Annotated in this window: 15 protein-coding genes; 6 read left to right on the top strand and 9 right to left on the bottom strand. The window is 31.6% G+C overall.

Annotated elements, in window-relative coordinates; translation table 11 throughout:
• The 3 genes from pseC to dcd are packed head-to-tail and all read right to left on the bottom strand — an operon-like array spanning position 1 to position 2,746.
• Entirely contained in the window at positions 1-1,131 is a 1,131-nt protein-coding gene (gene pseC / locus A0083_RS06775; RefSeq protein WP_197552982.1) for a UDP-4-amino-4,6-dideoxy-N-acetyl-beta-L-altrosamine transaminase, read from the bottom strand.
• A 1-nt stretch (position 1,132) separates the two neighbouring features.
• Positions 1,133-2,137: a UDP-N-acetylglucosamine 4,6-dehydratase (inverting) gene (gene pseB / locus A0083_RS06770; RefSeq protein ID WP_120759990.1), complete on the bottom strand. Its 1,005-nt coding sequence runs from the start codon at positions 2,135-2,137 to the stop codon at positions 1,133-1,135.
• A 48-nt stretch (positions 2,138-2,185) separates the two neighbouring features.
• The gene (dcd, locus tag A0083_RS06765; RefSeq protein WP_012661997.1) at positions 2,186-2,746 is read right to left on the bottom strand and encodes a dCTP deaminase; all 561 of its coding nucleotides are present in this window, start codon (positions 2,744-2,746) and stop codon (positions 2,186-2,188) included.
• Positions 2,747-2,879: 133 nt separating this feature from the next.
• Here dcd and accB point away from each other — a divergent pair, with 133 nt between their 5' ends.
• Complete coding sequence (gene accB / locus A0083_RS06760; RefSeq protein WP_120759988.1) at positions 2,880-3,329, top strand: acetyl-CoA carboxylase biotin carboxyl carrier protein; 450 nt, start codon at positions 2,880-2,882, stop codon at positions 3,327-3,329.
• 1 nt (position 3,330) lies between these two features.
• Positions 3,331-4,662: an acetyl-CoA carboxylase biotin carboxylase subunit gene (locus A0083_RS06755; protein ID WP_120759986.1), complete on the top strand. Its 1,332-nt coding sequence runs from the start codon at positions 3,331-3,333 to the stop codon at positions 4,660-4,662.
• Between the two features lie 18 nt (positions 4,663-4,680).
• Here A0083_RS06755 and A0083_RS06750 read toward each other — a convergent pair whose 3' ends face one another.
• Entirely contained in the window at positions 4,681-5,508 is an 828-nt protein-coding gene (locus A0083_RS06750) for a peptidyl-prolyl cis-trans isomerase (RefSeq protein ID WP_120759984.1), read from the bottom strand.
• A gap of 64 nt (positions 5,509-5,572) precedes the next feature.
• Between A0083_RS06750 and gltX the strand changes: the two genes are divergently transcribed.
• The 3 genes from gltX (at position 5,573) to A0083_RS06735 (ending at position 9,113) form a co-directional block, all read left to right on the top strand.
• The gene (gltX, locus tag A0083_RS06745) at positions 5,573-6,964 is read left to right on the top strand and encodes a glutamate--tRNA ligase (protein WP_197552980.1); all 1,392 of its coding nucleotides are present in this window, start codon (positions 5,573-5,575) and stop codon (positions 6,962-6,964) included.
• Entirely contained in the window at positions 6,964-8,199 is a 1,236-nt protein-coding gene (locus A0083_RS06740) for a malic enzyme-like NAD(P)-binding protein (protein WP_120759981.1), read from the top strand. The genes gltX and A0083_RS06740 overlap by 1 nt, the downstream gene beginning before the upstream one ends.
• 248 nt (positions 8,200-8,447) lie before the next feature.
• Positions 8,448-9,113, top strand: coding sequence for an MqnA/MqnD/SBP family protein (locus A0083_RS06735; protein ID WP_120759979.1), 666 nt, complete (start codon positions 8,448-8,450; stop codon positions 9,111-9,113).
• 23 nt (positions 9,114-9,136) lie between these two features.
• Here the strand turns inward: A0083_RS06735 and A0083_RS06730 are convergent, their stop codons facing one another.
• From A0083_RS06730 to selA, 4 genes are read right to left on the bottom strand one after another with little or no spacing between them, the layout of a single operon-like run.
• Positions 9,137-9,664 carry a hypothetical protein gene (locus A0083_RS06730; RefSeq protein WP_197552978.1) on the bottom strand — a complete coding sequence of 176 codons (528 nt, stop codon included), beginning with the start codon at positions 9,662-9,664 and terminating at the stop codon, positions 9,137-9,139.
• The gene (locus A0083_RS06725; RefSeq protein ID WP_197552976.1) at positions 9,651-10,364 is read right to left on the bottom strand and encodes a thioredoxin fold domain-containing protein; all 714 of its coding nucleotides are present in this window, start codon (positions 10,362-10,364) and stop codon (positions 9,651-9,653) included. Before A0083_RS06725 ends, A0083_RS06730 begins: the two co-directional genes overlap by 14 nt.
• Before the next feature lie 53 nt (positions 10,365-10,417).
• Positions 10,418-12,223 carry a selenocysteine-specific translation elongation factor gene (gene selB / locus A0083_RS06720; RefSeq protein WP_197552974.1) on the bottom strand — a complete coding sequence of 602 codons (1,806 nt, stop codon included), beginning with the start codon at positions 12,221-12,223 and terminating at the stop codon, positions 10,418-10,420.
• A complete protein-coding gene (gene selA / locus A0083_RS06715) occupies positions 12,216-13,547 on the bottom strand; it encodes an L-seryl-tRNA(Sec) selenium transferase (protein ID WP_197552972.1) in 1,332 nt (443 codons plus the stop codon). The genes selB and selA overlap by 8 nt, the downstream gene beginning before the upstream one ends.
• A gap of 89 nt (positions 13,548-13,636) precedes the next feature.
• On the opposite strand from selA, the gene A0083_RS06710 reads away from it, so the two are divergent.
• Positions 13,637-15,289, top strand: coding sequence for a 4Fe-4S dicluster domain-containing protein (locus tag A0083_RS06710; RefSeq protein ID WP_197552970.1), 1,653 nt, complete (start codon positions 13,637-13,639; stop codon positions 15,287-15,289).
• Positions 15,290-15,299: 10 nt separating this feature from the next.
• On the opposite strand, the gene A0083_RS06705 is transcribed toward A0083_RS06710, so the two are convergent.
• On the bottom strand, positions 15,300-15,614 hold the full coding sequence (locus A0083_RS06705; RefSeq protein WP_197552968.1) for a DMT family transporter: 315 nt from the start codon (positions 15,612-15,614) through the stop codon (positions 15,300-15,302).
• Positions 15,615-15,662 lie beyond the last annotated feature (48 nt).

The raw sequence follows: 15,662 nt of genomic DNA, 5'->3' as shown, positions 1-15,662 counted from the left end.
TTATCCACAACAACCCTTTTTAGTTTCTTCTAAAACCTTAAGCAAACTATCTTTAACAAATTGCGCATCTTTTAAGCTCATTTCTTGATGGGCAGGTATGCTAAGTTGGGCTTTGTAAAAATTATCTGCATTTTCTAAAAACAACTTTCCATATAAGTTTTTATAGTAACTAAACTCATAGGTAGGTTTGTAATGCACTTGCACACCTATGCCTAAATTTAATAATTTTTCAAAAATGATTTCTTTTTGACAGTAAAACTCAGGATAAAGCAAAATAGGATATAAATGTCTTGAGCTTTTTTTATAATCTTTGATTTTGATCGTACTAAAATAAGGATTTTTTTCAAATTCTTTATCGTAAAAACTTGTGATAACTTCTCTTTTTTCTAGCATATTATCAAGCTTTTTAAGTTGATTTATACCCAAGGCACAAGCTACATCGCTTAAACGATAATTATAGCCTAGTTCAAGCATATCGCTATCCCAAAGTCTTTTTTTGACTATGCCATGACTTCTTAAAAGCTTGATTTTTGAGATTAATTCCTCATCATTGCTAACGACTGCACCGCCTTCAAAAGTAGTGATTGGCTTGACTGGATGAAAGGAAAATATGCTTAAATCAGCCATAGAGCCTACTTTTTGATCTTTATAAGTAGCACCTAAAGCATGGCTTGCATCATCAATGAGTGGGATATGGTATTGTTTAGCTAGAGTTAAGATTTCATCCATTTCTACGCTATTTCCTGCAAAATCAACCACGCAAATTGCTCCTATATCAGAGCTATCTTGTTTTAATCTTGCAGCAAGTTTTTTCTCATCAATATTCCCATCGCTTTTTACATCAACAAACTCTACTCTAGCACCTGCCATTAAAGCTGCATTTGCAGTTGCAGCAAAGGTTATTGGGGTGGTTAAAACGATTTTGTCTTTTACATCTAAAGATAAATACGCAAGGTGTAAAGCAGAAGTGGCTGAATTTAGCACACAGGCATATTTTACACCTACATATTCACAAAGAGCTTGTTCAAATTCTTCAACCTTTTTTCCACCGGTTAAAAAATCATCTTTTAAAGCTTCACAAACTACTTGTATGTCTTGATCATCGATGTTTTGATGAGAATAAGTAAGCATGTTAATCTACCTTTGTTTGATCAATAATATTTAAAAGTTCTTCTTGGCTAATCCATGAAGGGTTATTATCAGAACTATAAGAAAATCCATCGGCTACTTTTTTACCTTTTTCGCCTTTGGCATTAACGCTAAAGTCAATGTTTATATTATTAAATTGAATGCTTGGACTAATGGCATAATAATTTTTAAATTCATAAGTTAAGTGACTATCATCACTTGAAATCATAATCTCATGCAGTTTTTCACCCGCTCTTATACCTATGATTTTATGGGCTAACTTAGGCGCCATAGTTTTAGCTAAATCAGTGATTTTCATCGAAGGAATTTTTGGCACGAAAATTTCCCCTCCATGCATACACTCAAAGTTATTTAGTACAAAATTAACTCCATCTTCTAAAGATATCCAAAATCTTGTCATTCTCTCATCGGTAATAGGAAGTTCTTTAGCGCCTTCATTGATTAGTTTTTTAAAAAAAGGTATAACAGAGCCTCTTGATCCTACGACATTGCCATATCTTGTAACGCTAAATTTAGTATGTGAGCTTCCTGCGATATTATTTGCTGCTACAAAAAGCTTATCGCTTGCAAGCTTTGTAGCACCATATAAATTAATAGGATTACAAGCTTTATCAGTGGAAAGTGCGATGCATTTTTCTACATTGTTTTCCAAACATGCATCGATTACATTTTGTGCACCATTGATATTGGTTTTTATGCATTCCATTGGATTGTACTCAGCAATTGGTACATGTTTCATAGCGGCTGCATGAATGACAAAGTCCACATCTTTCATAGCTATGCTTAGTCTTTCTTTATCTCTTATATCTCCTATAAAATAACGCATGCACTCATTATTAAATTCTCTTGCCATTTCAAATTGCTTGAGTTCATCGCGTGAGTAGATGATGATTTTTTTAGGTTGGTATTTTTGAAGCAAAGTTTTGGTGTAAGTCTTTCCAAAACTTCCTGTGCCACCGGTGATTAAAATACTTTTTCCATTAAACATCTTTATTTCCTAGTATTCAATAACTTTTTATATCGTCTAAAAATTGAATTATTTTAAAATTCTTGGTAAAGTTATGCCTGTTTGAGCTTGATATTTGCCTTTTTTATCTGCATAGGTTACATCGCAAGGTTCATCGCCTTGTAAAAATAAAACCTGTGCTATACCCTCATTAGCATAAATTTTAGCAGGCAATGGAGTGGTATTTGAAATTTCTATAGTAATATGCCCTTCAAAACCTGGTTCAAAAGGGGTTACATTGACTATAATCCCACATCTTGCATAGGTACTTTTACCAAGGCAAATAGCTAAAACATCATTTGGCATTTTAAAGTATTCAACTGTTCTTGCGAGTGCGAAAGAATTAGCAGGCACTATACATACATCGCCTACAAAATCTACCACATTCTCTTCTACGAAATTTTTTGGATCCACAACTGTGGAATTTACATTAGTAAAAATCTTAAATTCTCTCCCAACTCTTATATCATACCCATAGCTTGAAAGCCCATAACTTACTATGCCTTTGCCTATATTTGCTTCGCAAAATGGCTCGATCATATTGTGTTCTAATGCCATTTTTTTGATCCAATTATCTGCTTTTAAGCCCATTTTTATCCTTTATTATTAAAGTGAATTTTTAAATTATATCTTAAAATAAAAGTAAAAAATAAATAATTGAAGTTATTTTTAGTATTTTTATATATAATTATAAATTAAGTCTTATAAATTAAGGAGAGAGTATATGACAAAAGAAGAAATCAAAGAACTAATGCAACTTTTTGCAGAAGCAAATATAAGCAAGATAAAAATAAAAGAACAAGATGGATTTGAAATAGAACTTGAAAGAGATATGTGTTGTGAGTTACCAGCTCCAACTCCTGTTGCTCCAGCACCACAACCAATCAATGTAAATGTAGTAAATGAAACTAAATCAAACTCAAATTCTTCCAATAAACCAACTATCAACAGCCCTATGGTAGGTACTTTTTATCAAGCTCCAAGCCCAGGTGCGGCACCTTTTGCTAAAGTAGGCCAAACTATTAAAAAAGGAAGCACGATCGCAATCATTGAAGCAATGAAAATTATGAATGAAATCGAAGCAGAGTATGATTGTAGGATAGTAGAAGTTTTAGTAGCAGACGGCCAACCTGTAGAATTTGGTATGCCTTTATTTGTGGTGGAGAAATTATAAAATGGAAATTAAAAAAGTTTTAATAGCAAATCGTGGAGAAATTGCTTTAAGAGCTTTAAGAACCGTAAAAGAAATGGGTAAGAAAGCAATTTGTGTGTATTCTACTGCAGACAAAGACGCTTTGTATTTAAAATATGCTGATGCGAGTATTTGCATAGGAAATGCTAGAAGTTCAGAAAGCTACTTAAATATCCCTGCTATCATTAGTGCAGCAGAGATTAGTGAAGCAGATGCGATTTTTCCAGGATATGGATTTTTAAGTGAAAATCAAAATTTTGTTGAAATTTGTGCAAAACATAATATCAAATTCATAGGACCTTCAGTGGCTGCTATGGCACTAATGAGTGATAAAAGTAAAGCAAAGCAAGTAATGCAAAGAGCAGGTGTGCCTGTGATCCCAGGAAGTGATGGGGCTTTAGGTGGGGTAGAAGCAGCAAAAAAACTTGCTAAAGAGATAGGTTATCCTGTGATCTTAAAAGCAGCAGCAGGTGGTGGTGGCCGCGGTATGCGTGTAGTTGAAGATGAAAAAGACTTAGAAAAAGCGTATTGGTCAGCAGAAAGCGAAGCCATGAGTGCTTTTGGTGATGGCACTATGTATATGGAAAAATATATTCAAAACCCACGTCATATCGAAGTGCAAATCATAGGAGATAGCTTTGGTAATGTGATTCATTTGGGTGAGAGAGATTGTTCGATGCAAAGACGCCACCAAAAACTTATAGAAGAATCTCCTGCAATTTTACTTGATGAAAAAACAAGAGCAAGACTTCATGAAACAGCAGTTAAAGCTGCTAAAGCGATTGATTATGAAGGTGCGGGAACTTTTGAATTTTTAGTAGATAAAAATTTAGATTTTTATTTTATCGAGATGAATACACGTTTGCAGGTTGAGCATTGTGTGAGTGAAATGGTAAGTGGTGTGGATATTATTGAGCTAATGATTAAAGTAGCTGAAGGATATCCTTTACCAAAACAAGAAGAAATCAAACTTAAGGGTCATTCTATAGAGTGTAGAATCACTGCTGAAGATTCTAAAACCTTTTTACCATGCCCAGGCAAAATCACAAAATACGTAGCCCCTGCAGGTCGCAATGTAAGAATGGAAAGCCACTGCTATCAAGATTATAGTGTGCCTCCTTATTATGATTCAATGATTGGTAAGCTAGTAGTTTGGGGCGAAGATAGAAACACTGCGATCGCAAAAATGAAAATAGCATTACACGAACTTATCGTAGGTGGAATTAAAACAACAAAAGATTTTCACTTAGCTATGATGGATAATGCGGATTTTATTAACAATAATTATGATACAAATTATCTTTCAAGACATTAATTTAAGATAGGTTTTAACCTATCTTAATTCTTCTATGTGAGCATTTGCTCTTATTTTATCTAGATGATTTTTTAAAGCTTGTTCTTTTTGGCTAAGAATATATGCGTTGCTTACTTGATCTTTGATCAAATCAAAATCAATAGGATTTTTTCCATATTTTTCTTTTATAAAGTATACAATATAAGCATTTTCTCCGTTTAATACTGGTGTAAATTCTCCTATTTTGGTGTTGTTTAATAATGCGAGTAATCTTGGATCTATGTTAGCTGCGTTTAAGCTAATGGCTTTTGATTTGATTTGGGCATTTTTATACATAGGATTTTGCGCAAGTTGTTGCAAAAGTTCAGGATTGGTAGAGTTGTAAACTACTAGGTCGATGTTGGAAAAAGTGCTAAATTTATCAAGGTTGTTTTCGTAAAAATGCTTAATCGCCTCATCATCGATATTGATTTTTGCATTTTGCATGATACTTCTATATAGCTTTTCTCTTTCAATGTCTTTTCTTACTTGATTTTTAAAAACATCAAAATTAAGACCATCTTTTTCTATTTTTGCTTGCAAGCCGTTAATATCGGTTTTATTGCCTTTAGCAATTTGGGCTAGTTTTTCATTGAGCTCAAAAGTGCTGACATTGATCCCTAGTTTTTGTGCTTCGCTTTGCTGGATTTTATCATCTACTAAAAAAGCAATAGCTTTTTGCTTATCATTAGTTTGTAGCTGTTTCATTGTTTGTTTAATATCATATAGAGTAATGGGTTGATTTTCTACTACCATTGCTACACCACCTAGGGTTTGTGCGTATAGGATATTTGCTGTAAAACAGCAAGATAATAAAAATTTTTTCATATAAAACCTTTATTTAAGTGTAAATATAGCATTATAACAATAAAAATTTAAAAAAGGTAAAAACATGCAAGAAATCACAACACGTTTTGCTCCTTCTCCAACAGGATATTTACATATAGGTGGACTTAGAACAGCTTTATATAACTATCTTTATGCAAGAAAGAATAAGGGTAAGTTTTTATTGCGTATTGAAGATACGGATTTAAAAAGAAATTCACAAGAAGCAACACAAGCAATTATAGAAGCATTTGAGTGGTGTGGGCTAAATCATGATGGGATAATCGAGTATCAATCTCAAAGATTTGATATTTATAAACAATATATTCAAAAACTACTAGATGAGGGTAAGGCATATTATTGTTATATGAGTAAAGAAGAGCTTGATGAATTAAGAGCTAAGCAAGAAGCAGCTAAAGAACGCCCAAGATATGATGGAAGATATAGGGATTTTAAAGGCACTCCACCAAGTGGCATTGAACCGGTGGTGCGTATTAAAGCGCCACAAAGTGGAGAAATTAAATTTATAGATGGTATTAAAGGCGAGGTAAGTTTTAAGGCTGAAGATATTTTAGATGATTTTGTAATCGCGAGAAGTGATGGTAGTCCAATTTATAATTTAACTGTTGTAATTGATGATGCGTTAATGGGTGTGAGTGATGTTATAAGGGGAGATGATCATTTGTCAAATACACCAAAGCAAATTGTGCTTTATGAAGCATTAGGTTTTAAAATTCCTCAATTTTATCATGTGGCCATGATCCATGGAGAAGATGGTAAAAAACTTTCTAAGCGTCATGGTGCGACCGATGTAATGGAATACAAAAATATGGGAATTTTACCTCAGGCTTTGCTTAATTTTTTAGTGCGTCTTGGTTGGAGCCATGGAGATGATGAAATTTTTTCTTTAGAAACTATGCAAGAACTTTTTGATCCAAATCATATCAACAAAAGCGCATCTTGCTATAACTTTAAAAAATTAGAATGGCTCAATGCTCACTATATTAAAACTTTACCATTTGAAGAAATTAATAGGCAGCTAAAAGATCTTGGTTTTGATTTGAGTCAGTTTGATAAAGCACCGTTTTTATTAGATCTATTAAGAGAGAGAGCAAAAACCCTACATGATATCATTCAAAGTGCTAAAGTGTTACTAAATGACCCAAAAGAATATGATCAAAAGGCTGTGGATAAATTTCTTAATACAACGAATTTAGCTTATTTGGAAAAATACGCTATGGTTTTAAATACACAAAAAAAAGCTTGTGAATTTGAAGAATTAACTAATCAATTCTTAGAAGAAAATAACTTGAAGTTAAAAGATCTAGCTCAAGCTATACGTATTGCACTTACGGGCAGCTCGGTGAGCCCTAGTATATTTGAAGTATTAGAATTTTTAGGAGTGCAAAAAGCTAAGCTTAGGATAGAGAATTTACTCAAATACATGAAGGAGAAATAATGAATTTAAAAGAAGAGGCTTTAGAATACCACTTGGGCGGCAAAGTAGATATTGTCACTAGAAAACCTATGGATAGCGCCCATGACTTATCTTTGGCGTATTCTCCGGGTGTTGCTGAGCCTTGTATTGAAATAGCAAAAGATGAGACTTTAGCATACAAATACACCAATAAAGCTAATTTAGTTGCTATTATAAGTGATGGAAGTGCGGTTTTGGGGCTTGGTAATATAGGAGCTAGTGCAAGTAAGCCTGTTATGGAGGGTAAAGCGTGTTTGTTTAAAAAATTTGCGAATGTGAATGCTTATGACTTAGAGATTAATGCGCATAGTGTGGATGAAATTGTTACTTTTTGTAAAGCTGTAGCACCTACATTTGGAGGGATTAACTTAGAAGATATTTCAGCACCAAAATGCTTTGAAATTGAAGCTGCTCTACAAGATCTTGGAATTCCTGTAATGCATGATGATCAACATGGCACCGCGATCATTTCTACTGCAGGATTGATGAATGCTATGGAAATTAGCGGTAAGAAATTTGAAGATATTAAAGTGGTTGTAAGTGGTGCTGGCGCAGCGGGTATTGCAAGTGCTAGAATGTATAGAAGTTTAGGTGTAAAAAACATCATTTTAGTGGATAGTAAAGGTGTGATCAATACCCAAAGAAATGATTTAAATCAATATAAATTAGAATTTGTAAGCGATACCAAAGACAATACTTTAAGAGAAGCTTTAAAAGGCGCTGATGTATTTTTAGGTTTAAGCGCTCCTAAAATTTTAGATGATGAAATGATTTTAAGCATGGCTAAAGATCCTGTTATTTTTGCTTTGGCTAATCCTGTGCCTGAAGTAATGCCAGAAGATGTAAAAAGGGTTAGAGATGATGCTATAGTGGGTACAGGAAGAAGTGATTATCCTAATCAAATTAATAATGTTTTAGGATTTCCTTTTATTTTTAGAGGTGCTTTGGACGTTAAAGCAACCAAAATTACTGAAAATATGAAAATAGCAGCAGCTAAAGCTTTGGCTGATTTAGCTAAACTTGAAGTAACTGATGAGGTTAAGCAAGCTTACGGGGTGGAAGAACTTAGCTTTGGAAGAGACTATGTGATACCAAAACCATTTGACGTGAGAGTAAAAGCTCTTGTGAGTGCTGCAGTTGCTAAGGCTGCGGTAGAAGATGGTGTGGCATTGATTAAAGAGTTTGATTATCAAAAATACCTAGCAAGTTTACAATAATTTTTCAATATTAAGTTTTATTTAAAATTATTTTTTGAATAAAACTTAATCTTCTTTTTTAAATTCCCAAAAAATCTTTTTTTAGTTTTGGTATATTTTCTTTTTAGGGTAAAAATATCTTCTTTATTTTAAAAATAAATGTTAAATTTTGATATAAATTTTAATATTGATAATGTTTTTAATTAAATTAATTTATATTTAAGATATTTTTTTATAGTATGATAATACTTAATCATAGAAAGGTGTATATGGTTTTTGGAAAGATAGATTTTCTTAATTTACTCCCTTTACATATCTATCTTAAAAAAACTGCTTTTCCTAGCTATGTTAAGAAAACTACAGAGTATAAAAAAGGGGTTCCTAGTAAGCTAAATCGCCATTTGTATTTTAGGCGTATTGATGCGGCGATTATATCAAGCATTGAAAGTCGTAGAAAAAAATACAAAACCTTAAATGTGGGGATTTGCGCAAGCAAAAAGGTGGAAAGCGTTTTAGTGAAAAAAAATTCTCAAAGCAAAGAAGATGCAAGTTCTGCAACTTCAAATGCTCTTGCAAAAGTTTTAAAGCAAAAAGGGGAGGTTATCATCGGTGATAAAGCTTTAAAACTTTACTTACAAAACCCAAATGACTACATTGACTTATGTCAGTTGTGGTATGAAAAAACCAATTTGCCTTTTGTTTTTGCACGCTTTGCATGCGTAAGAAACTTTTCAATCTATAAAAAAATGATGAAGCAGTTTGCAAATAGTAAAATTTTTATTCCCCAATATATATTGTTAGATTATGCTAAAAGTAGAGGGCTTTCTCAAAAAGAAATTATTGCATATTTAAAGCTGATTTATTATAAAATAGAAACCAAAGAAAAAATGGCACTTAAAAGATTTTTATCTAAAACAAGTAGTAAAATACTTTAAGCGATGTTAACCCAATCAAGGCGTTACTGCAGATAAAAAAAGCTTGCGATTTGGCTGATGATTTTTTCTTCTAAGGATTCTTTAGCTCTATTTATATTGCCAAGATATGCTGTTCTTGCCAAAAGAGAAGTACTTTGGGTTGAATTTGGGCTTATGATTTGCAAATTAACTTGCATTAGATAGTAATTTTCCACTTCCATTTCAAATACATCATCGATTTTATCAAAGCTGTTAAAGAAAAATCTTGCACTAGATGCGCGTAGTCTTTGTGCATAGGAAAATTTTTTAAAATCCACTATATTAACGTAAATTTGGTAATCGCTTTGATTATTGTTGAAAACCAGTCCTAAATTTTGTAGCTTTTGTTTGAGTTTGGTTTCTAGCTTTGTGTTTAATTTTGAAGGATTGTTGATGTGCAAAGAAAAACTTTGATTTTTTCTTGCTTGCAAGAAAATACCTTCATTGCTAGTTTGAACGAAAGATTGCATAGAGCCTGTGCATGCATTAAAAAATAATGCAAACACAAGCAAGAAAAAACTATTTTTGAGCATCGATGATGGTTGGTACAGCACGAAGGCCAAGTTTAGAGTATTTTGCAAAAGTATCTCTTACAGCCTGAACCTCTGACTCGCTTGGTTTTTTATAGTCTTTTAAATTTTTATCATAGTATTTTTTCATGATAGCAATTTTTTGTGCATCATTTTTTGCACTTTTACTTTCTTTGTAAATTAATGCAGATTTTTCAAATGCACTTGTATCATGGATTGGAGTAAGGATAAATTTTACTTGGTGAGTTTTTAATACTTCTTCGATTTTATCTAAATGCATTCTACAGTAAGGGCATTCAGGGTCACTAAATACATAAAGCAAAGGTTTGTTTTTATCACCTAAAGATACAAACATTTTTTCTTTTTTAAGTTCTACTAAAGCTTTTTTTGAAAATTCAGCTTGTTGTTTTTCCATGAGTTTTGCTTGATAAACTTGAGAATAAAATTGACCATTTTTTACATCAATCACTTCAGTTGTAATGATGTTTGCTTGAGTGAAAACAATTTCTTGAAAGCTTTTTCCACTGATTTCAAAATTAACTGTAACTGCTTCAAAATCAGTTTCAGGAACTTTTTCTCTGCTAGACACACTAATGTTAGCGTTAGATAGGTTGGGATTTTTTTTGAAAAAATTAATAATTTCTTCATTACTCGCAGCAAATAATGAACTAGCGAGAGTTAAAAGAGCTAAAGATTTTTTCATTCTTTTCCTTTATTTTAAATTTTTCACACATTATAAAATGTAAACTTTAACACTTAGGTTCTTAAAAACCTTTTTTCATCTATTTTTACTACTTGAGGGTAGTTTTTGTCAAGATACTCTAAGTAAGCTATGGCATACTTTCTTGAAATTTGAAAATGGTTTTTAACAAAAGCTACATCTAGATGATGTGTTTGTAAAAGTTTTAAAAACTCTTGCATAAGGTTTTCAAGAGAATTTTTTTCTATGAAAAGATTATGTGCAAGTCTGATGACTTTATTTTCTTTGGTGAGTTTTTTTAAAATGAAATCTCCATTTTTTCTATCAAGTTCTAGATACTCATAAAGATTATAAGGCGCAGTAGGTTTAATACCTTCTTTTTTTAAAATTTCATAAAGTTCACAATGGGCTTTTTCTTGCAATCTTTCATAATTTTGTCCTTTTAAAAACCATATCCCATCTTTAAAATCTAGCTTTTCTTGCATTTGCATAAGTGTATAAGCGCAAAAATTTTCACTCGCCCAAGAAAGTCTTAGGGCAATAGAATGAGGTGATATTAATGCGTAAGGATTTTTAGAAAAGATAAAATTAATAAAATCTTTCAAGTTTTGCATAGCATTAAGATCGTATACATTTAAAGCTTGCTCATCGACAAAAACATGATCTAAGCTTTTTGCTAAATTCAAAGCTTGTTCATGGGAGAGTTTGAAGCGTTGGTAGCATGAGAGCAAACCAAAACCAAGTTTGTGGGTTTGTTTTAAAAATTCAAACACTCTTTTAAAATCTCTTTGTTCTAAAAGCATGAGATATTTGGTTTTGATATCTTTTTTTAAAGGCTCGCTTACTGCATTAAGCACTACACCACCACTTTTAATGCGTCCATTTTCAAGTAGGATAAATTTATCATCAAAACATAGAGCCAAGTTTTTATCAAAATCTAAACTCACATAAGTTTTATCTTCTAACTCTTTGATGATGCTTATTTTGGCATTTAGTTTTTTTGACCCACTACAAAATTCCAAAATACTTCCATGTTTAATCCCTGTGGTAAAAACTACTCCATCGATGCTTTTAAAGCTTTTAAAAACACCTTTTTTGCTAAGCACATAGCCTTTTTTTAATTCATGATAATCACAGTTTAAACTCAAAGCAACTCTGTTGTAAGCTTTTGCTTCTAAAATATTTTCTTCATGAATTTGTATATTTTTTATCATGATATCTTTTTGGGTTTCAAGGCAAAAGATTTTTTCGTTTTTATGGATTTTTCCCTCATTTAAGCTTCCTGTTACTACTGTACCTATACCTTTTAGAGAAAAAACCCTATCAATGTAGTATCTAAAAATAAAATTTTCATCATTTTCTTTGGGTTTTAGGCTTAGAAGATAGTTTTTTAAACTCAAGATACTTTGCTCATCATAAATACTAGTTGCAAATACTTTTAAGATGTTGACTTTAAAAGTGCTGATCTCATTTAAAAGTTCTTTTTGTTTATATTTAAAGTCTTTACATAAATCAACTTTGCTTAAAACAAGCACTACATCTTTTACACCTAAAAATTCTAAGACCTTTAAATGCTCTATACTCTGAGCTTTTAAACCCTCGTTGATATCTATGACAAACATACACACTCTAAAACCAAAAGCACCGCTTATCATGGTTTTGATCAAACTTTCATGTCCTGGTACATCGATAAAAGCAATGTTTAAATTTTCACTTTTTAAGTTTGAAAAACTCAAATTAATTGTAATGCCTTTTTCTTGTTCTTCTTTTAAATCATCTCCTTCAAATCCATTAATAGCTTTAATCAGTGAAGTTTTGCCATGATCAATATGCCCAGCTGTGCCTATGATAATACTATGCATGAAATACCTCTTTGATAGCGTGGATTAAACGGCTTAAATCTTTTTCTAAAATACTTCTAAAATCTAGCACAAAACACCCATTTTCAATACGACCAATGATACCTTTTTTTCTAAATTTTTCTTGCAAAGGCAAAGCCTTCTCATTAAAACTTAACACAAGAGTGTCTAGGCTTTTATCGGGCATAGATCCACCGCCTACTAAACTTTTAGAAGTTTTTAACTCGCATTTTACAGGAATCTTTTCTTGGACAAAAAGCGCCTTTTTTTCTATAGTTTTTAAATCATCATTTAAAAGTTTTAAAGTAGGAATTTTTTCATATTCTTTTTCCAAATAAGCCTTGGTGGTTTCATTTAAAAAAGCAAGTGTGATTTTATCAACTCTTAACATTCTTAAGAGTTGATTTTTCTTTAGCTGTTGAATGTATTTTTTCTTTCCAAGTATAATGCCTGCTTGCGTAGAGCCAAAAAGCTTATCACCGCTAAAACTTAAGATATCGCAGTGTTTTAAAAGTTCTTTTACGTTTGGCTCATTTTTACTGAGTTGTTTGTTGATTTTTTCACACCAACCAGCACCTAAATCATAATATGAAATGAGTTTTTTCTTTTTTGTTAAAGTGTGAATTTCACTTAAACTTACTTCTTCAAAAAAACCTTTAAAAGCAAAGTTAGAGCGGTGGGTTTTTAAAATCATCTTAGTATTTTCATTGATGGCATTTTCATAATCATACAGATGAGTTTTATTGGTTGTGCCTATTTCTTTTAGCCTAACACCGGCTGCTAGCATAACTTCAGGAATTCTAAAATTTCCACCAATTTCAACTAGCTCACTCCTTGAAGTGATAACCTCATTATTTTTTGCTAAAGTATTTAAGATTAAAAATACAGCTGAAGCGTTATTGTTAACTACTAAACAATCTTCACAATCAAACAAAATTTTTAAATTCGCATTTAGCGCATCATATCTTGATCCTCTTTTGCCAGTTTGCATGTTAAATTCTAAGTTAGAGTAAGAGCAAATAATTGGCTTAGTTTTTTCAAAAATATGTTCATCAATGATACTACGACCAAGGTTGGTGTGTATGATCACACCAGTGGCATTGACTAAGCTTTGACTTTGTGTATTTAAAAAATCTTGTATATTTTGTGTGATTTTTGTGAGTAAATCTTGTAAACTAAAATTTAAATTCTCATTTTTAGTGAGTTCTTTTTTACAATTTGAAACAACTTGCTTAGCAAAGTAAGATCTTAGGTATAAAGGGTAATCAGCTAAGCTTTCATCGTTGATTAAAGTGTTTATGGGTGGAAAATTTCTAAATTTGTTCATCTTAAACCTTAAGAATAAATTAGTAAAATTATAACTTTTTTATAATGAAATTTATATAATTAAAGCCAAAAAATTAAAAAGAGAGTGTAATGAAAGATTTTGTATTTTTAGAAAATGAAGACTTAATCCCTTTAAGTGATAATATTAGCATAGTTCAAAAAGCCTGTGAAGAAGAAGTTTTTATAGGAAATTCAAAGCTTTTAAATCCTGAAGTTTACGCACCTGAGATTAATTTTTATCTTAAAAATTCTCAAGATGATGTGCTAGCAAAATCAAAAACTATTGATTTTTTATATCAAGTTAGATCTAAAGTCTATGATTTGGGTCTTGATTTAGAATATACTAAAGAAGTGGGTAAAAATGTAATCCTTGTAAGCGATGAGGAGCAAAGCGAGTTAATTGAAAGTTTAAAACAAGAAGAATACAAGGTTTTAAAACTAAGCAATGAGCAGTGTTTGGGTGTTTTAGGTTGTGTAGGTGAGCTTTGTGTGATAGCGTTGAAAAATGGCGAGCAAGTGGAGATTGATTGTGATTTTTTTCTCTATGATACAAAAAAAGAAAGCTTTGATCAGCAAAGTGGCTGTTATGATTTTTCTAGCTTGAGTCAAGAAGCACTTATAAAACTTTTAAACTCTAATTCTCCAAAATATAAATTTAGAAATTACATTAGTTATGATGATAGCATTTGTCAATACCATGAAAGAAGAAGTGTTCATTGTGGAAAATGTGCCGAAATCTGTCCTAGTGTGGCTATTTTAAAAGACGATGAGCAAAAGAAATTAGAATTTTCTCATGTAGATTGTTTAAGTTGTGGCGATTGTGTAGGAATTTGCCCTAGTGGCGCGCTTGATTATGCGCCTATGCCACGCAATAGTTTTTATGAAATTTTAAAATTCTATGAAGATAAAATCATCTTAATCATTCCTGAAAAAATGTCGATTGAAAATTTAAATATCACTTTAAAAAAAGATGTGATGCCTTTTATGATTAAAGGAGAAAATTATCTAGATCAAGCACATTTTCTAGCTATGCTTCAAACAAGTGGTGCGAGTGTGGTTTTTTATAGCAATGGTTTATCACAAGGTGCTTTAGAAGTGGTAGATTTAATGAATGAAATTTTTCAAAGAAAATACAAACAAAATGCAATTTTTGTAGCTCAAAATGAAAAAGAACTTTTAGAAGCTATGGAGCAAGCTTGTTTTATTGATGATCTTAAATTTATTTCTTATAATCCTGCGCTTTTAAAAAGAGAAGATTTTGCAATAAGACTAAGAGAATTTATAGGGGATCAAAATTTAGGCAATATTCCAAGTAAAGAGTGGATACGCTATGGAAAAATCACTATTAATACCGATACCTGTACTTTGTGTCTTTCTTGTGTTGGAGCTTGTAATGTAGGAGCTTTGGTGGCTGATGCTAAAGATAATTCTTTGAAATTTAATGCGAGTTTGTGTACTACCTGTGGGTATTGCGAAGCAAGTTGTGCTGAAAAAGATACGCTAGTACTTCAAAGAAGTGGTATAGATTTAGAAAAAGAGTATTTTTCTTTTATGATTTTAGCTCAAGATGAGCTTTTTGCTTGTGTTGAATGCGGGAAGGAATTTGCTACTAAAAAAGCCATTGAAAAAATCGCTAGTATAATGAAGCCAAGATTTATGGGCGATGAAGCGAAAATAAAAACGCTATATTGTTGTGCTGAATGTAAAGCAAAGGTAATGATACAAAGTATGAATGTGCTTTAAGCCAAAAGGCTTAAGCACTAAGTTTTAACCCCACAACTCCAGTGATGATTAAAATAATAAAAATAATCTTATTAAGCGTTATGGCTTCTTTAAAAACTAAAAATCCAACCACACTAACAAGTGCTAAACCACATCCAGCCCAAGTTGCATACGCAACACTAAGATCAATTTTCTTTAAAGCGTAAAATAAACCTACTAATGAAAAAGAAAAAAATATTGCAAAAACAATCAAATAAAGATTATTTTTACTTATACTTGCGTATTTCATAGAACTAGTTGCAATTACCTCAAAAATTATACTCATCGCTAAAACAAACCAATGCATTTTTATTCCTTTATCAGTTAAAATAAATTAAATTATAAAAGAATAAAA

Origin of the sequence: Campylobacter sp. 2014D-0216 (genome assembly GCF_014931215.1) — a bacterium.
Lineage (GTDB): Bacteria > Campylobacterota > Campylobacteria > Campylobacterales > Campylobacteraceae > Campylobacter_D.
This window is presented reverse-complemented; position numbering and strand designations above follow the sequence as displayed.